20 protein-coding genes are annotated in these 21,217 nt (G+C 63.2%); 10 read left to right on the forward strand and 10 right to left on the reverse strand.

Annotated features, from left to right (window positions below):
* Nucleotides 1–8 precede the first annotated feature (8 nt).
* Both EBS_RS04250 and EBS_RS13905 read left to right on the forward strand, forming a co-directional pair.
* Nucleotides 9–2,465 (forward strand): vWA domain-containing protein, encoded by a 2,457-nt coding sequence (locus tag EBS_RS04250; protein WP_231892867.1) that lies wholly within the window; start codon nt 9–11, stop codon nt 2,463–2,465.
* 9 nt (nt 2,466–2,474) lie between these two features.
* A complete protein-coding gene (locus EBS_RS13905) occupies nt 2,475–3,626 on the forward strand; it encodes a type I secretion C-terminal target domain-containing protein (RefSeq protein ID WP_148307655.1) in 1,152 nt (383 codons plus the stop codon).
* An 84-nt stretch (nt 3,627–3,710) separates the two neighbouring features.
* On the opposite strand, the gene EBS_RS04260 is transcribed toward EBS_RS13905, so the two are convergent.
* The 3 genes from EBS_RS04260 to grxC are packed head-to-tail and all read right to left on the reverse strand — an operon-like array spanning nt 3,711 to nt 4,878.
* The gene (locus EBS_RS04260) at nt 3,711–4,175 is read right to left on the reverse strand and encodes a hypothetical protein (protein WP_043107506.1); all 465 of its coding nucleotides are present in this window, start codon (nt 4,173–4,175) and stop codon (nt 3,711–3,713) included.
* Nucleotides 4,175–4,570, reverse strand: a complete 396-nt coding sequence (locus EBS_RS04265; protein ID WP_043107507.1) for an RNA-binding S4 domain-containing protein — start codon at nt 4,568–4,570, stop codon at nt 4,175–4,177. Before EBS_RS04265 ends, EBS_RS04260 begins: the two co-directional genes overlap by 1 nt.
* Entirely contained in the window at nt 4,570–4,878 is a 309-nt protein-coding gene (gene grxC / locus EBS_RS04270) for a glutaredoxin 3 (protein ID WP_052199295.1), read from the reverse strand. Before grxC ends, EBS_RS04265 begins: the two co-directional genes overlap by 1 nt.
* Nucleotides 4,879–5,061: 183 nt before the next feature.
* Between grxC and pepN the strand changes: the two genes are divergently transcribed.
* Both pepN and EBS_RS04280 read left to right on the forward strand, forming a co-directional pair.
* Complete coding sequence (pepN, locus tag EBS_RS04275) at nt 5,062–7,713, forward strand: aminopeptidase N (RefSeq protein WP_052199604.1); 2,652 nt, start codon at nt 5,062–5,064, stop codon at nt 7,711–7,713.
* Complete coding sequence (locus tag EBS_RS04280) at nt 7,710–8,093, forward strand: sirohydrochlorin chelatase (RefSeq protein ID WP_043107510.1); 384 nt, start codon at nt 7,710–7,712, stop codon at nt 8,091–8,093. The genes pepN and EBS_RS04280 overlap by 4 nt, the downstream gene beginning before the upstream one ends.
* A gap of 75 nt (nt 8,094–8,168) precedes the next feature.
* Here EBS_RS04280 and feoB read toward each other — a convergent pair whose 3' ends face one another.
* The 3 genes from feoB to EBS_RS04295 all read right to left on the reverse strand — a co-directional run bounded on the left by feoB (nt 8,169) and on the right by EBS_RS04295 (nt 10,775).
* Nucleotides 8,169–9,956: a ferrous iron transport protein B gene (gene feoB, locus EBS_RS04285; RefSeq protein WP_043107511.1), complete on the reverse strand. Its 1,788-nt coding sequence runs from the start codon at nt 9,954–9,956 to the stop codon at nt 8,169–8,171.
* A complete protein-coding gene (locus tag EBS_RS04290) occupies nt 9,953–10,201 on the reverse strand; it encodes a FeoA family protein (RefSeq protein ID WP_052199296.1) in 249 nt (82 codons plus the stop codon). Before EBS_RS04290 ends, feoB begins: the two co-directional genes overlap by 4 nt.
* A gap of 205 nt (nt 10,202–10,406) precedes the next feature.
* Nucleotides 10,407–10,775, reverse strand: coding sequence for a S24 family peptidase (locus tag EBS_RS04295; protein ID WP_043107512.1), 369 nt, complete (start codon nt 10,773–10,775; stop codon nt 10,407–10,409).
* A gap of 84 nt (nt 10,776–10,859) precedes the next feature.
* On the opposite strand from EBS_RS04295, the gene EBS_RS04300 reads away from it, so the two are divergent.
* Entirely contained in the window at nt 10,860–12,683 is a 1,824-nt protein-coding gene (locus tag EBS_RS04300; protein ID WP_043107513.1) for an ABCB family ABC transporter ATP-binding protein/permease, read from the forward strand.
* Nucleotides 12,684–12,872: 189 nt separating this feature from the next.
* Here the strand turns inward: EBS_RS04300 and EBS_RS14200 are convergent, their stop codons facing one another.
* Nucleotides 12,873–13,040: a hypothetical protein gene (locus EBS_RS14200; RefSeq protein WP_171816181.1), complete on the reverse strand. Its 168-nt coding sequence runs from the start codon at nt 13,038–13,040 to the stop codon at nt 12,873–12,875.
* A 420-nt stretch (nt 13,041–13,460) separates the two neighbouring features.
* On the opposite strand from EBS_RS14200, the gene EBS_RS04310 reads away from it, so the two are divergent.
* The 3 genes from EBS_RS04310 to EBS_RS04320 all read left to right on the forward strand — a co-directional run bounded on the left by EBS_RS04310 (nt 13,461) and on the right by EBS_RS04320 (nt 16,973).
* Nucleotides 13,461–14,585, forward strand: a complete 1,125-nt coding sequence (locus EBS_RS04310) for a CCA tRNA nucleotidyltransferase (RefSeq protein ID WP_043107517.1) — start codon at nt 13,461–13,463, stop codon at nt 14,583–14,585.
* Nucleotides 14,586–14,649: 64 nt separating this feature from the next.
* Nucleotides 14,650–16,299, forward strand: coding sequence for an ATP-binding protein (locus EBS_RS04315; protein ID WP_081999810.1), 1,650 nt, complete (start codon nt 14,650–14,652; stop codon nt 16,297–16,299).
* A gap of 14 nt (nt 16,300–16,313) precedes the next feature.
* Nucleotides 16,314–16,973, forward strand: a complete 660-nt coding sequence (locus EBS_RS04320; RefSeq protein WP_043107521.1) for a response regulator — start codon at nt 16,314–16,316, stop codon at nt 16,971–16,973.
* An 80-nt stretch (nt 16,974–17,053) separates the two neighbouring features.
* Here the strand turns inward: EBS_RS04320 and EBS_RS04325 are convergent, their stop codons facing one another.
* The 3 genes from EBS_RS04325 to EBS_RS04335 form a co-directional block, all read right to left on the reverse strand.
* Nucleotides 17,054–17,545: a peptidylprolyl isomerase gene (locus EBS_RS04325; protein ID WP_043107522.1), complete on the reverse strand. Its 492-nt coding sequence runs from the start codon at nt 17,543–17,545 to the stop codon at nt 17,054–17,056.
* A gap of 160 nt (nt 17,546–17,705) precedes the next feature.
* On the reverse strand, nt 17,706–18,488 hold the full coding sequence (locus EBS_RS14205; RefSeq protein WP_081999811.1) for an energy transducer TonB: 783 nt from the start codon (nt 18,486–18,488) through the stop codon (nt 17,706–17,708).
* 62 nt (nt 18,489–18,550) lie between these two features.
* On the reverse strand, nt 18,551–19,105 hold the full coding sequence (locus EBS_RS04335) for a peptidylprolyl isomerase (RefSeq protein ID WP_043107527.1): 555 nt from the start codon (nt 19,103–19,105) through the stop codon (nt 18,551–18,553).
* Nucleotides 19,106–19,329: 224 nt separating this feature from the next.
* Here EBS_RS04335 and cysS point away from each other — a divergent pair, with 224 nt between their 5' ends.
* Both cysS and EBS_RS04345 read left to right on the forward strand, forming a co-directional pair.
* Nucleotides 19,330–20,712, forward strand: coding sequence for a cysteine--tRNA ligase (gene cysS, locus EBS_RS04340; protein WP_043107530.1), 1,383 nt, complete (start codon nt 19,330–19,332; stop codon nt 20,710–20,712).
* Nucleotide 20,713: 1 nt separating this feature from the next.
* Nucleotides 20,714–21,073, forward strand: a complete 360-nt coding sequence (locus EBS_RS04345) for a hypothetical protein (protein WP_043107531.1) — start codon at nt 20,714–20,716, stop codon at nt 21,071–21,073.
* Nucleotides 21,074–21,217 lie beyond the last annotated feature (144 nt).

The following is a 21,217-nucleotide window of genomic DNA, read 5'->3' on the forward strand; positions in this document are numbered from 1 at the left end:
CGGACGTGATGACGGTCAAGCTTGGTAATGTGGCCAATACTAGTGGTGGCTACAGTGTGGATTACACTGTGAATCTGTTGGCGCCACTGGATCATCCGTCTAATAATACTGAGGATGTTCTTGATCTACAGTTTGGCCTGAATGTGAGTGACGGCGCCAGTTCAGACACTGGTGCACTCACCATAAGCGTAGAGGACGATCGTCCAGTTAGTGGCGCTATCAGTAATTCACTCACTGTACCCTTGGCAGAGGCCAATGTCATGTTGATCCTGGATTTCTCAGGAAGCGTGCGTGGGCAGAATCTGGCTGATATGCAGGCGGCTGTCATTTCCATGTTGGATGCCTATAACAATGCCGGCTATGCTGTTGTTCAGCTTGTTACGTTTAGCGGGAATGCCAATATTCCGGCAGACGGGGGTTGGATCAGCGTGGCTGATGCCAAGGCCTACATCAATGGGCTTACCGATGCCGATATGGGAGGCTCCACCAACTATGATGCCGCCTTGGCGGCTGCGCAGAGTGCGTTTGCTGAAGCGGCGGGCAAGATTCCTGGCGCTAAGAATATTGCCTATTTCCTGTCTGACGGGAGCCCGACTTCGGGCAACGGTTCAATCGGTATCGATCCCGCCGAGCAAGCTGCTTGGGAGAATTTTCTCACAAATAATGCGATTGATAGTCATGCGGTGGGCTTCGGCGGCGCCTCCACTACAGAACTGGAACCGATAGCCTACAACGGAATTGATGGCACTGAGTGTCCGGCGCTTGACGCTACCACTGCAGGTGCGAACCTGACGCAGGTGCTTTTGGATACCGTGGCGCAAACGGTGCCAGGCAATCTGTTTGGCTCACTGGCGACGGGTGGGTTTGGAGCTGATGGTGCGGGTATTGTGACATCATTGACCGTGGGTGGTGTTACGTATGCCTACGATTCGAACAACGACACCATTACTGGAGGTAGTAGTACGCTCAATGGCCATCAGTTGACGGTGACTACATCTCAGGGTGGGATATTGTCTGTGAATATGCTAACAGGCGAATATACCTATCTCGCAGATCCCACCTTCACTATTTCCTACAATGAAATCGTCGCCTATGCATTGCAGGATGCGGACGGTGATGCAACCTCTGGCACTCTGACGCTCAACGTCGCCAGAGATGTCAAGCCGGTGCCGACATTGCTTGATAATACAGCTGATGTCTACGAGGCAGCCATGTCGACGGGAACCAACCCCGACAGCACAGCAGAAGTTGCAACGGGTAATATTCTTTCGGACGATACGATCCCGGCCGGGCTTTCGTTAAGCAATGTTTCTATTGCTGGTGGCGCGACTGTAATTAATGGCAATACCATTACAGTGACGACCGCTGAGGGTAATACGCTGGTTGTGGATAAAATAACTGGTGATTACACCTACACTCTGAATAATCCCGTCAAGCATTTGTTGTTTAGCGCTACGGGGAATCAGGTTACGCTTGCAAATGATACGTTTACCGGTGGAGTGCTCGATGGATGGACGGGCACTAATGTGAGCAATAAAAACGATTGGTTGCGTATTGATGGTAGAGGGGATGTTGCGACCAAGACGTTTGACTTTGGGCAGAGTTATGCTAATCAGACTGTCCATGTGACTTTTGATTTCAAGGCGAATGATAAATGGGACGCCAATACCAGTGATTCTTTCCGGATGGCGGTAAACGGGGTCGAGATATCGAATGTCCCGTACGGAAAAAATGCTACGGATACCTATTCGTTCGATGTTACTCTTGATGCATCGGGTAAGGCGTATTTTGAATTAACGGCGAGTACCAATAGTAATAAGGAGGATGCTTTTGTAGATAATTTCAAGATTACGGGGCCGCAGTTAGTGCCTACGCCTACCGATGTTCTTGTGGATAGTTTCACCTACACAGTCACTGATCTTGGCGGTACTGCCTATAATTCAAAGCTGAATGTGAGTATCCATGACGATGCGCCTATAGCAACGACTCAGAACCAGCAGATCAATGTGCCTCAGCAGGATACAAATCTCATGGTTATCCTGGATCTGTCCGGTAGTATGCAAGGAAGTCGGCTGGCTGCTGCCCGAACAGCCATCAGCAACTTGATTGATACCTATAATGGCTATGGTGATGTGGCGGTCAAGCTTGTGACCTTCTCGACGTTGGCACAGGAAAAGACAAGCTATTGGATGACGGCGAGTGAGGCCAAGGCTATTCTGGCTACTCTGAGTGCTTCAGGCTGGACAAACTATGATACCGCATTGGCCCAGGCAATCCAATCCTGGGACGACGGAAGTAGGATTACAACCCCACCATCCGGCGGCGTCATTCAGAATGTGGCTTACTTTATATCTGACGGTCAGCCTAATATGAATGATGGTGATACGACGGTATTGGCTAATAGCAATGCTGGCGGCACTTCGGGAGCAGACGCGGGGATTCAGGCTGCTGAGGAGTCAACATAGACTGCATTCTTGCAGGCCAATCAGATTCAGGCCCACGCGCTTGGAATTGGTGCGGGTCTGACGGCTTCCGATAAGCAGTATCTTGATCCGGTTGCCTATGATGGTAGAAATGGCATCAACACAGATGCTGTATTGGTGCCCAATGTCAGTGATCTTTCAGCGGTACTACAGGCCAGTGCCGTGCCGGTGGCCAGCGGTAACGTCCTGACTGGCGCTACGCCCGGCATGATTGGGGCAGATAATGGCTACGTGCAGTCTATTACTATGGACGGCGTTACGTTTACATGGGATCCGGCGGCCAACACGATCTCTACCAGTGGAACGGGTAGTGCAAGCTATATTTATGACCCCGCCACTCACACGCTGAGTGTTACTGCAACGTCGGGTGGTCTTCTGCAGATTGATTTGGATCAGGGGGCATATAGCTATCATCCGCCTTTGAATGGCAATGGAACAATCAATGAGTCATTCAGCTTTACCCTGATATACAATGACGGTGATACGGCAACCGGCTCAGTCGGATTGAACGTGACGTTTAATCAACACGGTCTGCCAAGTATTGATGGAACGACAGGCGCCGACACGCTTGTCGGGACAAACAATGGTGAGATTCTCACCGGATTTGCCGGAAGTGATACGATCAATGGCAATGGTGGTGATGACTGGCTATCGGGAGGGGACGGAGGCGATACCCTCCATGGAGGAGGGGGTAACGACAAGCTCGTAGGTGGCAATCAAGACGATTGGTTGCTCGGTGATGCAGGCGACGACCTTCTCATTGGTGGCCAGGGCAGCGATACCCTGACCGGTGGCACCGGCACGGATACCTTCTACTGGCAGGTCGGTGATGCCGATGGCGCCATCGATACGGTGACCGATTTCACCAAGGGATCGGGCGGCGACGTGCTCGACTTCTCGGACGTGCTGACCGGCGAGAGTGCCGCCGATGTAAATACCTTGGTGAACTACCTGACCGTCACTTATAACAACAATACCAATACCTCGACCATTACGGTCGATACCAATGGTGCCGGGACGGCGGGTGGCACACTCACCGTCCAGGTGCAGGGTGTGGATCTGACGGGTGGTACGAATTCGGCCGACCAGTCCACCATCCTGCAGACCCTGCTCGATGACGGCAACCTGGTGGTCGATCCCTGATCCGACGGGGTGCCCGGGCCGCAGGGCCCGGGTGCGTTCGTTGTCTTTGCGGCAGGATTGCGGGGTGTGGGTGCGGGCCGCTGGTCAGCGGTCGCGCCGGCGCCTGCGCCGCGGCCGGGGGTCGTAGCCCGCGATCCAGGGCATGATGCGCGAGAAGGGGAGGTTCTCGAGCCCCTGAAATTCGCATTCGGCCCGGGCCAGCAGGTCGAACACGTCGGGCACGGTCTCGGGATCTTCCGTCTCGGGTTCCAGCAGCGCGCGGATGCCGCGCATGCCCCCCACCTGGATACGGATCGCCTTGCCGTGCGGCAGCATGGCCTGGTCTTCATGCGTGCGCAGGGCAAACTGCGCCTGTTCCCGCAGGATGGCGAGCGCACGCCGGCACCGTTCCTGGCCTTCCTGCGACAGGCAGCGCACGCCTTCGCGCTCGGCGATGCAGAAGCGTTCTGCGCGCGAGCAGGCACAGCGATTGGTCAGTACGGCCTTCTCGAAGACGCAGGCACGTTCGTTGACCTCGCGGTAGGTCTCGCGGAAGGCGTCCTGATCCATCAGTCTGCCTGCTTGAAACGGTGGATCAGGCGACGCTCACGCTTGTTGGGGCGTCGTTCGCTGACCGGCATGGCCGCGCGTTCGGCACGGATCTGCTCGTTGAGCATCTGGCGCCGCTCGTGGCTCTCGGGCGTCTCGATGTAGAAGTCTTTCGCCTCGCTGGCCGGCCGCCGCTGGCGTGGCAGTTGCGCGATCTCGATGTCCCATTCGTAGGGCCCCTTGTGGATGCGCAGGCGCGAGCCGATGCGCACCTCCTTGCCCGGCTTGGTCCGCTGGCCGTTGAGGTGTACCTTGCCGCCCTGAACCGCCTCGGCGGCCAGTTGTCGGGTCTTGAAGAAGCGGGCGCACCAGAGCCACTTGTCCAGGCGCATGCGTTGCGGGGCCTCGGCGCTCATCAGGTGGGGGAATCCTCCGAGTGATCGATGTCGTGCACTGGTGTGACGTGTTCGCCGACGCCCAACAACGGGTCGAGCTCTCCGCGCGCATCCATGGCTGCCATGTCATCGAAGCCGCCGACGTGAAAATCGTCGATGAAGATCTGCGGCACGGTGCGCCGCTGGCTGCGCTGCATCATTTCCATCATGCGGTCGCGGTCGATATCGACACGGATCTCTTCCCAGGTGACGCCCTTGTTCTGCAGCAGTGACTTGGCGCGGACACAATAGGGGCACATGGCGGTGGTGTAGATTTCGATTTTTGGCATGGTAATTCTTTCCTCCTGAGGTGAGGCAATCCTAGCAACTCGGGTGTGCCCGGGCATTCGGCAAAACCCGTATTGACGCGGGGGAAATGCACCGCTTTCGCGGGATCTGGCGCTTGGAAGGTTCGGGCGGAGTCCCTATGATGCGGGACACAGCCTTGCCTGCCTCGTACCGAGATGTTGCACATGAAGGACTCCACGCCCAGGTCCATCCGCCTGGCCGACTACCGACCACCGCCGTACCTGATCGACCATGTCTCGCTGCGGTTCGACCTGCGCGAGACCGGGACCCGGGTGTTCTCTTTCATGCGCCTGCGGCGCAACCCGGCGTCTGAAGTCACCGAGTCGCTGTTGCTGCATGGCGAGGGACTGGACCTGCAATGGCTCGCCATCGACAGCATGCGCCTCGGCGAGAATGAATACCGGGTCGATAGCGAAGGTCTGCACCTGCCGGCCCCGCCAGAGCAGTTCGAGCTGTCCAGCGAGGTGATCATCGCGCCGGAGGCCAACACCGCGCTGGAGGGCCTGTACCGTTCCGGGGGCATGTTCTGCACCCAGTGCGAGGCCGAGGGTTTCCGGCGCATCACCTGGTTTCTCGACCGGCCCGACGTGATGACGGTCTTCGATGTGCGCATCGAGGCCGATCGCGAGCGCTACCCGGTGCTGCTTTCCAACGGCAACCCGGGGGCCACCGGTGAGCTGCCTGACGGTCGGCACTTTGCCGAGTGGCACGACCCGCATCCCAAGCCCTGTTACCTGTTCGCCCTGGTTGCGGGCGACCTGAAGCACATAGAGGAACGCTTTACCACCGCCTCGGGGCGCGAAGTACGGCTGCGCATCCATGTCGAGCCGCACAACATCGACAAGTGCGAACATGCCATGCGTTCGCTGGTTGCGGCCATGCGCTGGGACGAGGAGCACTACGGGCGCGAATACGACCTCGACGTGTTCAACATCGTCGCCGTGGATGATTTCAACATGGGCGCGATGGAGAACAAGGGTCTCAATGTCTTCAACAGCAAGTACGTGCTGGCGCGCCCCGATACCGCTACCGATGCCGACTTCCAGGGCATCGAGGGTGTGGTGGCGCATGAGTACTTCCACAACTGGACAGGCAACCGCATCACTTGCCGTGACTGGTTCCAGCTCTCGCTCAAGGAAGGCCTGACCGTCTATCGCGATCAGGAATTCTCCGCCGACATGGGCTCGCGCCCGGTCAAGCGCATCGAGGACGTGCGCCTGCTGCGCACCCACCAGTTTGCCGAGGACGCCGGACCGATGGCGCATCCGGTGCGGCCGCAGTCCTATATCGAGATCAACAACTTCTACACCCTGACCGTGTACGAGAAGGGCGCCGAGGTGGTGCGCATGCAGGCGCGCCTGCTGGGTCCGAAGCGGTTCCGCGAGGCCATGGATCGGTATTTCGAGCGCTTCGACGGCCAGGCGGTGACCACCGACGACTTCGTCGCCTGCATGGAGGCGGCCTCCGGGCGTGATCTTGGACAGTTCAGGCACTGGTACGACTATGCGGGCACCCCGGTGCTGCACATCCAGGACAGTTACGATGCGCGCAAGCGACGCTACACCCTGAAGATCCGCCAGGAAGTGCCCGACACCCCGGGACAGCACGACAAGCCGCCTTTCCATATCCCGTTTGCCATCGGCCTGCTGGACGGCGAAGGGCGCGACATCCCCTTGCGCTACGGGGAGATCGACAGCGACGGGGGCAGCCTGCTGCTCGAACTGCGTGAGCGCGAGGAGGTCTTTGTCTTCGACGACATCGAGGAACGGCCCGTCCCCTCCCTGCTGCGCGGGTTCAGTGCTCCGGTCAAGATCGACTATGACTGGAACGAGGAGCAGTTGCTGCACCTGATGGCGTATGACAGCGATGGTTTCAACCGCTGGGATGCCGGCCAGACCCTGCTGCGCCAGGTCATCCTGCGCATGGTCGCCCAGCGCCAGGAGGGCGCATCCATGAGCGTGCCCGAGGCGCTGATCGGCGCCCTGCGCACGGCCCTGTTCGATGAACAGGCCGAACAGGCATTGATCGCCGAGGTGCTGACCCTGCCGGCTATCGGTTATCTGGGTGACTTCATGGCGGTGGTGGATGTCGATGGCCTGCATGCCGCACGAGAGCACCTCAAACGCACTGTGGCCGCGGCCCTGCGCGAAGATCTGCTGATGCGCTACGAGCAATTGCGCGAAACCGGTGAGTACCGCATCGAAGCGGCGGCCATCGGTCGCCGGCGGCTCAAGAACACCCTGCTGAGCTGGCTGGCCAGCCTGGAGAACGACGATGCCGTGTTCCAGTTGCTGCTCGACCAGTACGGTGCGCAGCACAACATGACCGACGTGATGGCGGCGCTCTCGCTGATCGCCGACAGCGGCCGCCCCGAGCGCGAGGACATATTGGCCGACTTCGCCAGGCGGTGGGCGACCGAGCCACTGGTGATGGACAAGTGGTTCTCGGTGCAGGCCATGGCAGTGCGCCCCGATACCCTGGCGCAGGTACGCGCACTGATGGATCACCCGGCCTTCTCCCTGACCAATCCCAACCGGGTGCGCGCGCTGATCGGCGCCTTCGTCAATGGTAATCCGGTGGGCTTTCATGCTGCCGACGGCAATGGTTATGCCTTTCTTGCCGAGCAGGTGCTGGCGCTTGACCCGCTCAACCCGCAGATCGCGGCGCGGCTGGCGCGTGCCCTGGCGCGCTGGCGGCGTTACGACGAGCAGCGCCAGCAGCATGCGCAGGAGGCGCTGCGGCGCATGATCTCGGCCGGGGTGTCCAGGGATGTCTACGAGATCGCCAGCCGCAGCCTGGAAGAGGACGCTGAATGAAGGCCCTGTTGATCGTGGCCCATGGCAGCCGGCGGGTCTCGTCGAATGACGAGGTGCGCGATTTGGCGGCCCGCGTCGGTGAGTTGGCCGGCGGACGCTTCGATCGGGTGCAGGCCGCCTTTCTCGAACTGGCCGAGCCATCCATTCCCGACGGCATCCAGGCCTGCATCGATGCCGGTGCCGACGAGGTGGTGGTCATGCCCTATTTCCTGTCGGCCGGACGGCACGTGAGCGAGGACATCCCCGCCGAGGTGGCGCGCAAGCAGCAGGAGCACCCACGGGTCCGCATCCGTCTGGCCGATTATGTCGGGGCGCAGCCCGGCATTGCCGATCTGCTGCTGGCGGGTGCCCTGGCGGGGGATGGCGAGGCCAAAGGGTAAACCGGGAACCGTTCGCGGCGGGGACGCCGCTCCCACAGGTGGTGTAGGAGGCCCGTCCCCGGGCCGAATCGTGCGCTAGAAGCCCAGCCAGCGCGCGCCCTGGTAGAAGACGAAGCTCACCACCCAGGCCAGCAGCAGCGGCCAGCCGATGGCCAGCGCGGTGAAGCGCCAGCTCTTCGATTCCTGTTTCAACACCGCCACGGTGGACAGGCAGGGCGTGTAGATCAGTACGAACAGCATGAAGCTGTAGGCCTGCACCCAGTCGATGCGGCTGGAGACGATACCCGACAGCTCGCTCTCACCGACGCCGTAGATCACTGCCAGAGCGCCCAGCACCACTTCCTTGGCGACGAAGCCGAACAGCAGGGCGATGGTCATCAGGTGATCGATCCCCAGGGGTTGCATGAGGGGCTCGAACAGGGCGGCGAGCTGGCCGGCCAGGGTCTCGGGGCTGGCGATCGGCACGTCCTTGGGGAAGTGGGTGAGGATCCATACCAGCACGACCCCGAGCAGGATGAAGCCGCTGGCCTCGCGCAAGAAGTGGGTCACCTCGCGCCAGCCGCGCAGCCACATCTGGCGCAGGGTGGGGAAGCGGTAGGGCGGCAGTTCCAGCAGCACCGGCTCGGTGTGCGTCAGGCGCCTGCGATAGATCACGGCGGTGAGGAAGGCGGCGCCGAAGCTGAACAGGTACAGGCTGAACAGCACCAGTGGTGCGGCCCAGGGGTCGAAGATGGCGGTGGTGAAGAATACGAACACCTGCAGGCGTGCCGAGCACAGCGAGAAGGGGATGATCAGCATGGTCAGCAGGCGCAGCCCCCGCGAGCGCATCACCCGGGTGCCCATCAGCGCCGGCACATTGCAGCCGAAGCCCATCAATTGCATTACGAAGGCGCGCCCGTCCAACCCCAGGCGCGACATGAAGGCGTCCATCAGGAAGGCCGCACGCGACATGTAGCCGCTATCCTCGATGATCGCGATGAACAGGAAAAACAGCACGATGATGGGCAGGAAGGACAGGATGGTGCCGATGCCGTCGAACAGGCCATCGAGCACGAAGCTCTGTACCTGCGGCGGCCAGGCGGTGACTACCGGGGTGACGGCCTCGATCTTGATGCGCTCCAGCATCCAGGCCACGCCATCCTGTAACGGTGCGCCCAGGGTGTAGACTGCCTCGAACATGCCCAGCATGGCCAGAAAGAACAGTGGCAAGCCCAGCCAGGGGTGCAACAGCAGGCGGTCCAGGCGATCGGTGAGCCGGTCGGTGGCGCTCACCGGCACATCGACCGTGGCGGAAAAGACCGCGTCCAGGCGAGCTTGCAGGGCGTCGTCCTCGCCGAAAGCCTTTTCGATGTCGGCCGCGCGGGGTGGACGCGCTTCGTGCAGGGCCTGGGTGAGCGCCTGGCGCGCCTGCTCCATGCCCATGCCATGCTTGGCGCTGATCGCCACCACCGGCATGCCAAGCTCCTGCGCCAGGCGTTCCTGGTCGATGTGGATGCCCAGCTTGCGCGCCTCGTCGATCATGTTCAGCAGCAACATCATGGGCTGGCCCAGTGCCTGTAATTGCAGCACCAGGGCGAGCTGGCGGTCGAGTTGGGTGGCGTTGGCGATCACCACCAGCAGGTCTACCGGCTGTTCCTCGAGGAAGGTGCGGGCCACGCGCTCGTCCTCGGCGAAACCATGCAGGGTATAGATGCCGGGCAGGTCCACCACCTCGACCATCTCCGTGCCCAGCAGGATCCTTGCCGAGAGCAGGTCGACCGTGATGCCTGGCCAGTTGCCCACCTTGGCAGAGGCTCCGGTGAGCCGGTTGAAGAAGGTGGATTTGCCCGTGTTGGGCATGCCAAGGAGGGCGACGCGCTTCATTTGATGAAAATGGTGCGGGCCTGTTGCGGACGGATCAGCAGGTCGCTGGTCCCGAGACGGATCTGGATGGGGCCGCCGAAGCGCGAGCGGCGCACCACGGTCACTCGGCGTCCGGGGCGCAATCCCAGTGACTGGAGGCGGGTGCGCAGTTCGGGCTCGCCGGCCAGGCCGGTGATGATGGCGTGTTGACTTGGCAGCAGGTCGGCCAGGGTCGCCACCGAGGTATCGTGTGCTCGCATGTCCATCAGCAGATCGTCACGTGCTTATCTGGAGAATGATAATCATTGTCATTTGTGGATGCAAGGGATGAGGGGAGCGGATTCCTCGGCTGGGGAAGGGGCTTCCCGGCGCGCCGGATCCTTCCCATCCTGCCAGCGGGCGCTGGCGATGGTTCTGATCCAGGTCATGCCGGTGTCGGGGGGGCAGGCGCCAGGCCGTGCGGCCGGATGTTCAGGGCTGTTCCGGATACTCGTAGTGCTTGCTGTGGCGGCGCCCGGTAGGGCTCTGGTGGCGTAGCAGGGTGCGCTGGGTGATGATGCCCTCGACCTTCCAGTCCAGGCCCTCGAGCGGGATCTCGGGGTAGAGGTCGTTGAGCGCTACCAGGCGTTCGCCGTGCTCGTCGTTCAGGTACTGGCGGAACCAGCGGGTGTCCTCGACCAGGCACATGATGTACATGCCATGGCGGCAGGACCTGGCCGGTTCGATGATGACGATGCAGCCATCGGGGAATTCCGGCTCCATGCTGTCGCCCAGCACCTGCAGGGCGAAGGGCTCGAGTTCGGAACAGGCGCTGCCGTCGTGGAAATCACCAGTGCTCATCGGGCTGTTCTCGTGCGGATTTGCTATGCTCCCGGGCCTTCTCACGTCCGGGACGGGCGCTCTGACAGAAGGAAACATCCTAACATGGTGCACACTGGTGGGCCGCCGCCCCAAGTCCACAAGAATCGTCGGGATTGGTACAACCTGCGTTCCATGCTCCCCTTCCTGTGGGAGTTTCGCGGGCGGGCGCTGTTCGCGCTGGCCTGCCTGGTGCTCTCCAAGGCGGCGAATGTCGGGGTGCCGGTGGCGCTCAAGGCCATCATCGACTACTACGAGCAGGCTTCCAGGGACGAGCTGACCGTCGCCATGCCGCTGTTGCTGCTGCTGGCATACGGCCTGCTCAGGCTGAGCGCCAGCCTGTTCAACGAGCTGCGCGACGTGGTCTTTGCCAAGGTGCGCTACCGTGCCATGCGCCGGCTTTCCACCCGGGTGCTCGATCACCTGCTGAAGCTGTCGCTGCGCTATCACCTCGAGCGCAAGACCGGGGCGATCAGTCGCGACCTCGAACGCGGCACCCGTTCGGTGAGCCAGATCCTCAACTACATGGCCTTCTCCATCCTGCCCATCGTGGTGGAGTTCAGCCTGGTCGCCGCCATCATGCTGCACAACTACGACCCGGTGTTCGCCGGCACCATGTTCGGCTCGGTGGTGCTCTACATGGTGTTCACCTTCCTGGTGACCGAGTGGCGCATGGATTTCCGCCGCCACATGAACGAACTGGACTCGCGTGGCAATTCCATCGCCTTCGACAGCCTGATCAACTACGAGACGGTCAAGTACTTCGGCAACGAGCGGCTGCAGCTCCAGCGCTACGACGACACCCTCGAGCAGTGGGAGTACTGGGCGGTAAAGAGCCAGAATTCGATGTCGCTGCTCAACTTCGGGCAGGGTGCCATCATCGCCCTGAGCGTGACCCTGATGATGGTGCTGGCGGCGCGTTCGGTCTCGGCCGGGGAGATGCGCATCGGCGACCTGGTGATGGTCAATGCCTTCCTGTTGCAGCTGTTCATTCCGCTGGGTTTCCTCGGCATCGTCTATCGCCAGATCAAGTACGCCCTGGCGGACATGGACCTGGTGTTCAAGCTGCTCGAAACCGAACCCGAGATCCACGATGCCCCCGATGCCCGTCCCCTCGAGGTGAGCGAGGGGCGTATCACCTTCGAGCACGTGGACTTCAGCTACCAGCCCGAGCGCCAGATCCTGCACGACGTGAGCTTCGAGGTGCCGCCCGGACACAAGGTGGCGGTGGTCGGACACAGCGGTGCCGGCAAGTCCACCCTGTCGCGCTTGATCTTCCGTTTCTACGACGTGCAGTCCGGTTGCGTGTGCATCGACGGGCAGGACGTGCGCGAGGTCAGCCAGGAGAGCCTGCGCGCGGCCATCGGCCTCGTCCCGCAGGACACGGTGCTGTTCAACGACAGCATCTACTTCAACATCGTCTATGGTCGTCCCGAGGCCAGCCGCGAGGAGGTGATCGAGGCGGCGCGCATGGCCTGCATCCTGGACTTCATCGAACGCCTGCCCGATGGCTGGGATACGGTGGTGGGGGAGCGCGGTCTCAAGCTGTCCGGCGGCGAGAAGCAGCGTGTGGCCATCGCGCGTGCCATCCTCAAGCGGCCGCGCATCCTGATCTTCGACGAGGCGACCTCCTCGCTGGACAGCCATACCGAGAAGGCCATTCAGCAGACGCTCGAGGCGGTGGCCGCTGATCACACCACCCTGGTCATCGCCCACCGTCTGTCCACCGTGGTCGATGCCGACCAGATCCTGGTCATGGACCAGGGGCGTATCGTCGAGCGCGGCACCCATGCCGAGCTGCTGTGCGCCGGCGGCGCCTACAAGGCCATGTGGGAACTGCAACAGCAGGAGAGCGCCGAGCAGGTGGCCGAAAACGCGGCGGAAACCTGAAGACGCGCCGCGTTCGGCCCGGGGACAGGCCTCCTGCAGGTAGGAGCGACGTCCTCGTCGCGAATCTTCGGCCCGGGGACAATCGCCCACCTCACATGGCAGGAGTGACGTCCCCGCCGCGAATGCTGGAAAGAAAAGGCCCGCGCTGCCGGTTGGCAGGCGGGCCTTCTGCGCGGTCGGCGGTGTGGGTCAGTGCGCGCAAGGGGAGTTGCGGCACAGACGCTCGATCAGGCGCTCATTGTGGGTTACCTGGGATAGCCGACAGGGCAGGCACTCCCAGGTCATGTTGATGGCCGAGACGGCCGTGCCAGCGCCAATCAGGCTCCAGAACACCACGTCGACCCAGGCATGGGTCATGAGGCCTTCCGTGCCCAGCACCATTGTCGAGATGATTCCGAATACCGAGGCCGCTACTACGCCAAGAATAATAGGTAACATGGTCTTGTCCTCGTGCTGATAAAAAACGGTTATAACCCTCTTATATTCTTAGATTAGCAAATGCTAATAAAGTTTCAAGAAATTTAAGCCCCTGACTTAGCGGGGCATTGTCGTTTTACCCCGACGTTTCTCCAGGGCTGTTGCATGGAGGCGTTTGCCAAGTGACTCCGAAAAACACCGAAAAAGTTCCGGTGTGGTGTAAGATTCCGAAACGCAAACGCTTTTTGTGTCGGTCCTGCGCGAGTCAGCGATGACTCATACGCCGAGGTGGGGTATGGCCATGCCTTGTCCCGCCAGAAATCCGATACCTTGGTGAGCCTCTGCAGCCTGGGAAACGCGATGCTGAATGAACGAAACATCTTCCTGGTCGGTGGCGCGGTGCGCGACGAACTCCTGGGGCTGCCGGTGGGAGAGCGCGACTGGGTGGTGGTCGGCAGCAGCCCAGAGGCCATGCGCGCGGCGGGGTTTCGCCAGGCCGATCCCGAGTTTCCGGTGTTTCTGCATCCCGAGACCGGGGAGGAATATGCTCTGGCGCGGCGCGAGACCAAGGTCGGCGAGGGTTACCGGGGCTTCGTGGTGGATGCCGGCCCCGATGTCAGCCTCGAAGAGGACCTGGCGCGGCGTGATCTCACCATCAATGCCATGGCGCGCGATGCCGAGGGTCGCCTGATCGACCCCTTCGGTGGTGAAAAGGATCTGGCCCAGGGGCTGTTGCGGCATGTCACTCCGGCCTTCGTCGAGGACCCGGTGCGCCTGCTGCGCATTGCCCGTTTCGCAGCGCGCTTCGGTCCTTTCGGCTTGCGGGTGGCACATGATACTCACCGGCTGATGAAGCGCATGGTGGCCGACGGCATGATGCGCGAGCTGCGCCCGCAGCGAGTCTGGCAGGAGCTGTACAAGGCGCTGGGCTACGCACAGCCCTGGCGCTTCTTCGAGGTGCTCGCCGCCTGTGGCGGCCTGGCCGAGTTGCTGCCGGGGCTTGCCGCGCAGATGCGCCCTGGCCATGGCGGTACGGCCGCGGCACCGGCGATCGAGGCGCTGAAGCGGAGCGTTGCGCTGAGCGAGGCCCCGGACGAACGCCTGCTCGCCCTGTTGCTGGCCTCGGGGGAGACCCCGGATGTCGCAGCGCAGCGCCTGGGCATGCCGCCGCGCCTGCGGCAGCGCCTGCAACAGGCGCGGGAACTCTGGCCGCAGGTGCGCGAACTCGACCGGCTGCCGGGCCGAGCGGTGGCCGATCTGCTCGATCGCATGGGGGGCTGGCGACGGGACGGCCGTTTCGAGGCCCTGCTGCGGGTATTCCGTGCGCAGCCCGATGCACCGGCGAGACTGGACGATCTGGCGCGGGCGCGCGAACAGGCGCTGGCCGTCGATTCCCGGGCCTTGCAGGCTCGCGGGCTGGCGGGCCCTGCCCTGGGCGAGGCCCTGGCGCGCACGCGCCGCGAGGCCATTGAAAGCACATGGTAACCGGCCTTGTCTTGCGCCCGGCGAGCACGCAAACTGCTGGTCGGAGTGGAGCACACAGCACACCATGGGACTGAACAAAAACCAGGTGCTACCCGCACAGGCGCGATCCAGGGTGGCGGCCGACCCACCGACCGCCGACTCGGTGCGCCATCGCATCCTGCGCATTCTCTGGAGTGCGCGGCTGGTGATGCCGTTGAGCCTGCTGCTCGCGGGCATGGGCGCAACCCTGCTGATCGCGGTGCAGTTTCCCATGGGGCTGCTCGATCAGAGCCTGGCCACCCAGGTCCTGCTGGCCAGCGCCATTGCTACCCTGGTCGGACTGGTGCTGACGGCGCGGCGGCTGCGCACCCAGTTGCTCGAGCCGCTGGCGCGGCTGGAGGAGTCGGTGGCCAAGGTCTGCCAGGGCGAGCCGGGCGCCACCCTGTCGCGCGAGGATACCGGGGTGCTGCGCGACATGGTCGAGGACATCGACAGCATCAACGAGGAGCTGACCGACCTCTACGAGGACATGGACAGCCGGGTTGCGCGCCAGACCACCCGGTTGGCCCAGAAGACCGCCTCGCTCAAGATCCTCTACGACGTGGCGGCCAGCATCAACCAGGCCAACAACCTCGACGAGCTGCTGCTGCGCTTCCTGCGCGTGCTCAAGGAGATGGTCAATGGCATGGTGGCCACGGTGCGACTGGTGCAGGAAGACGGCAACATGCGCCTGGTCGGCGCCATCGGCCTGAACGATGCCGTGCTCACCGAGCAGGAGATGCTGCCGCTCGACCTGTGCCTGTGTGGCACCGCGCTCTCGCCCGGCGACATCCTGTGCGAGCATCCCGAGCGTCATTGCGCACGCCGGTTGGGGCACAACATGTTCGGTCCCGACGAGGTCGAGCGGGTGACGGTGCCGCTCGACTATCACGGCGACGTGCTGGGTTTCTACCACGTCTATGTGCGCAAGCCGGGCATTTCCGGGCGTGAGGACATCCTGGAGCTGCTCAAGACCGTGGGCAGCCACCTGGGCATGGCGGTTGCCAAGCAGCGTTCGGACCGCGAGGCGCGGCGTCTGTCCATCGTCGAGGAGCGCACTGCACTGGCGCACGAGTTGCACGACTCGCTGGCGCAGACCCTGGCCAGCCTGCGCTTCCAGGTACGCATGCTGCAGGATGTGTTGCGCAGTGGCGATATCGAGGCGGCCTGCAACGATCTGGCACGCATCAGCAACGGTCTGGACGAGGCGCACACCGAACTGCGCGAGCTGCTGCACAGTTTCCGCGCGCCGGTCGGTCAGCGCGGTCTCACCCAGTCGCTGCGCGCGCTGGTCGAACGTTTCCAGCAGGAGAGCGGTATCCAGGGCTTCTTCCAGGTGGCCTGCCGCGAGCCCGAGCTGAGCTCGGCCGAGGAGATGCAGATCCTGCGCATCGCCCAGGAGGCGTTGGCGAACATCCGCAAGCACGCAAAGGCGCATACTGTGCGGGTGCTGCTCAATTGTCAGTCCGACGGTGGCCTGGTGCTGTTGATCGAGGACGACGGTGTGGGTTTCGACAACGCCCGGCGGCACGGACGCCCGGGTGAGCACATTGGGCTGGCGATCATGGAGGAACGCGCGCAGCGCCTGGGCGGCACCCTGCGTATCGAGAGTGAGCCGGGCGAGGGGACCCGTCTCGAACTGTGTTACAAGCCGGCGACGCGCAAGGACGAGAAGCCCAGACGCTGGCTGGTCTGATGCCAGGAGACACGATGAAGGTACTGTTGATCGACGATCACGCCCTGTTTCGCATGGGGCTGCGTGAGCTGCTGGAGCGGCGCGGCATCCAGGTGGTGGCGGCCGAGGGCTGCTGCGAACAGGGTATCGTCCTGGTCGGCGAGCTGGAGCCGGACGTGGTGCTGCTGGACATGCGCATGCCCGAGATGAACGGCATCGAGATGCTGCGTGCGCTGCGCGAGGGCGGCCAGCGCATGCCGATCGTGATGCTCACCACCAGCCGCGACGAGCAGGACGTGGTGCAGTCTCTGCAGGCCGGGGCCAACGGCTACCTGCTCAAGGATATGGAACCCGATTCGCTGATCCGGGCGCTGGAAGACATCGTCGCGGGCCAGACCGTGGTCGCGCCCGAGCTGGCCGCGGTACTGGCGCGCGCGGTGCAGGGCGAGGCAGCACGCCCCGAGAGCGACATCGAGCGCCAATTCGCTGAGCTCACTCCGCGCGAGCACGAGATCCTCTGCCTGCTGGCCGAGGGCCAGAGCAACAAGGTCATCGCGCGCAATCTGGGGATATCGGACGGCACCGTCAAGCTGCACGTAAAGGCCATACTGCGCAAGCTCGAGGTGCACTCGAGGGTCGAGGCGGCTGTACTCGCTGTCGAGCACAGCCTGTGCAACCGCAATGGAAAGGACTGACCCTCTCCGGGGGGCGGTGTCGGAATGCATTCCACCCTGACAGGGCCGTTGACCCTGTCAGGGTGGAGCGGGCGGAGGATTCAGTCCTCGCTCAGGGAGGCAGACTCGATGACCACCGGCTCCACCGGCACATCGGAGTGACCGGCGCGGGTAGTCGTGGGCACGCCCTTGATCTTGTTGACCACATCCATGCCCTCGACCACGCGCCCGAACACGCAATAGCCCCAGCCGTCCTGGCCGGGATAGTCGAGGAACTTGTTGTCGGCCACGTTGATGAAGAATTGCGAGCTGGCCGAGTGCGGCTGCATGGTGCGCGCCATGGCGATGGTGCCGGTCTCGTTGCTCAGGCCATTGTTGGCCTCGTTCTCGATGGGGTCGCGCGTGGCCTTCTGCATCATGTCGGGCATGAAACCACCACCCTGGATCATGAAGTTGTCGATCACGCGGTGAAAGATGGTGCCGTCGTAGAAGCCGTCGCGCACGTATTGCTCGAAGTTCTCGCAGGTCTTGGGGGCGGCCTCGTGGTTCAGTTCGATGACGATGTCGCCCAGGCTGGTCTTCAAAGTAATCACGGAATCTTCCTCGCTGGAATGTCAGGGAGCCTCTCGGCCCGGTGCGCGCATTCTCGGGGATATGCTGGCGAAAATCCATTGCCAGGCAGGCGGAAATTGCCAGGGCACGCAAGGCGCGCCGGTATGTTTCCAGACCGTGCCCGGGGGCTGCGGTCCTGCATCACTGCAGGCGGAATACCACCGGCAGGCGGATCTCTCGGTTGGCCTCGTTCAGTGCGGGGGGCGGCGGGCGGAACGGGGAGGTGCGGCGGACCGTCTCCAGCGCTACCCGGTCGAGACGTGGCCGGCCCGAGGATTCGAGCACGCGTACCTGTTCGAAGCGACCGTCGCTGGCGATGTGAAAGCCCACCAGTACACGCCCTTCCTCCCGGCGCCGCCGCGACAGGCGCGGATAGTGCCGGTTTTGCGTGATCGCGGCTGCCAGCTCGGCGAGATAGTGCGTGCGCAGGGCGTCGGCTTCAGCCGCCTCCTTCGAGGCGCTCTCCCTTGGAATGGCATGTGTGGTGAGCGGGACGGGTGCTGCCGGCCGGTCCGGTTTCCCCGCGTGGGCAGGGGGAGGCGGGGCCGGTCTCGCCGGGGGCGCGGAGGCGCGGACAGGCCGAGACGGCGGCGGTGGTGTACGGGCCGGCCTTGCGGGCCTGCGAGGCGGCTTTGGCGGGGGGGTGGCCGGTCGTGGCGGCCTGGCGGGCCGGGGAACGGGGGCCGGGCGCGGGACTCGTTCGCTGAGCGGCGAGGGGGGTGATGGCGGTGGGGCGCTGCGCGCCGGTCGGGCGTCGGGCCGGGTGCTCACCGCGGCCGGCACCAGGCGAACATCCACCACGGCGCTCGCGCTGGAGGTCCGGAGCGGAACCCTGTCGTACCAGAGCAGGTAGAGCAGGGCGCCGTGCAGCAGCATCGAGACGACCAGGGTGAGCGCCAGCCGCTGGTCCAGGACACCTTTCACGCCAGCCAGCTTACCCGGCAGGCACCGGAGAGGTTGCGAAAAGCGGGGTCATCGCCTGCGACTCACTTGCGCCGGACCTTCTTGATGACCACCGGCTCCACCGGCACATCGGCACGGCCGTTGCGGCGAGTGGTCGGCACCCGGGCGATGGCGTCCACCACCTCCATGCCGTCGATTACCTTGCCGAACACCGCGTAGCCCCAGCCGTCGAAGCTCGGGTAGTCGAGGTTCGGATTGTCGCGGTGGTTGATGAAGAACTGTGAAGTGGCCGAGTGCGGGTCGCGGGTGCGTGCCATGGCGATGCTGCCACGCACGTTCTTGAGGCCATTCTTCGCCTCGTTCTCAACCGGTGAATGGGTGGGTTTCTTGACCAGGTCGGGCGTCAGGCCGCCACCCTGGATCATGAAGCCCGGGATCACCCGGTGGAAAATGGTGCCGTCGTAGAAGCCCTCGTCCACGTAGCGCAGGAAGTTGGCCACGGTTTTCGGCGCCTTTTCGGTATCCAGGCGCAGGGTGATGTCGCCCTTGCTGGTCTCCATGACCACGTCCACCGAGTCGGCGGCTTGCAGGGTGGCGACGAGAAAGAACGACAGGAGTGCGAGCAACGGTTTCTTCATGGTGATCTCGAGGTTTCCGGGTGACTTGGCATCGAGTGTAACGGTTGCGTGGGGAGGGAGGAAGGCGGGGCGCAGTTCGCGGTGGGGACGCCGCTCCCACAGGTGGTGCAGGAGGCCCGTCCCCGGGCCGAATGTTCGCGGCGAGGAGGCTGCTCCCACGGGCGGGTCCTTCCTTGGGCCGAATATTCGCTAGAATCCCTTCTTTTCGCCGTACGGTAGAACCCATGCTCAAGATCCACAACGACCTGACGCGCAGCAAGGAAGTCTTCGAACCGCTCGAGCCGGGCAAGGTGCGGATGTATGTCTGCGGCATGACGGTCTACGACTTGTGCCACCTGGGGCATGCGCGGGTGATGGTGGTGTTCGACGTGGTCTATCGCTACCTGAAGGCGCTGGGCTTCGATGTGACCTATGTGCGCAACATCACCGATATCGATGACAAGATCATCACGCGCGCCAACGAGCGTGGCGAGCCCTTCACCGAGCTGACCGAGCGTTTCATCGCGGCCATGCACGAGGACGCCGCGGCGCTGGGCGTGCTCCCGCCCGACCTGGAGCCGCGTGCCACCGAGCATCTGCCGGGTATCATCGCCATGATCGAGCGGCTGATCGAGCGCGGCCATGCCTACGTGGCGGATAATGGTGACGTGTATTACGACGTGCGCAGCTTTCCCGAGTACGGCAAGCTCTCGGGCAAGTCGATCGACGATCTGGAAGCGGGTGCGCGGGTCGAACCGGGCGAGGGCAAGCGCGACTCCCTGGACTTTGCCCTGTGGAAGGCGGCCAAGCCGGGCGAGCCGGCCTGGGATTCGCCCTGGGGAAGCGGACGGCCGGGCTGGCACATCGAGTGCTCGGCCATGTCCACCGAGGCGCTGGGCGATACCTTCGACATTCACGGTGGCGGTGCCGACCTGACCTTTCCGCACCATGAAAACGAGATCGCCCAGTCGGAAGGTGCCACCGGTCACCCTTTCGTGCGTTACTGGATGCACAACGGCTTCGTGCGCATCAACGACGAGAAGATGTCCAAATCGCTGGGCAACTTCTTCACCGTGCGCGAGATCCTGGAGCGCTATCGTCCCGAGGCAGTGCGCTATTTCGTCCTCACCAGCCAGTACCGCAGCCCGCTCAATTACGACGATACCCAGCTCGACCAGGCGGGCGCGGCGCTCACCCGTTTCTACACCTCCTTGCGCGGTCTGCCGGAGAGCGAGCCCGCCGGCGCCGAGGCCTTCGAGGCGCGTTTTCACGCCGCCATGCAGGACGACTTCAACACCCCCGAGGCCCTGGCGGTGATGTTCGACCTGGTGCGCGAGATCAACCGGTTGCGCCAGGACGATCCACAGGCGGCCGCCGGCCTGGCTGGGGCCCTGCGCCGCATGGGCGATGTGCTGGGCATCCTGCAGGAAGATCCCGAGACCTGGTTGCGTGGTGACAGCGCGGACAACGGCCTGGACGATGCCGAGATCGAGGCGTTGATCGCGCAGCGCGCCCAGGCCAAGGCGGAGAAGGACTGGGCCGAGGCCGACCGCATCCGCGACCAGTTGCAGCAGGCCGGCATCGTGCTCGAGGACGGCCCCGGCGGCACCACCTGGCGGAGGGCCTGAGATGAATGCGCCACGCAAGCGGGTCTTCCGCGTCTTCTGGCGGGACTACGTCACCGGGGAGGGGGTCTCATCCAGCGAGCCCGAGTCGCTTGCCGGCGAGCACATTGCGCCACTGGCCGAGCGCCTGCTGGTCGCGCCGGACAATTACATCGGCGTGATCGATACCAACGAGCTCATTCTCCAGGTCTGGTGCGCCGAGGCGGATGGGCCCGTACAGCTCGAGCTGCTCTACCCCGAGGACGGCGGCATGCTGCACCTGAGCCTGCCGCTGGCCGAGGCGCTGGCACTGCTTGAGCGCCTGCCGCAGGCGTTTGACGAGTCGCTGCTGCCTGGGGCGCAGTTCCGCATGAGCGGCTCCTGAGTATTCGGCCGGCCGGGAAGACGCTGGCCGACTTGGTCCCTGGATGACCACCCGGCCGCCCGCGAGCATCGGCGGGATGAATCCCGTTGAATCTGCGCCGTTGCCTTGTGACCCGGGGACGCTATGCTGCGAGAAGGTTTCATT

It is taken from the genome of endosymbiont of unidentified scaly snail isolate Monju (assembly GCF_000801295.1).
Lineage (GTDB): Bacteria > Pseudomonadota > Gammaproteobacteria > Chromatiales > Chromatiaceae > MONJU.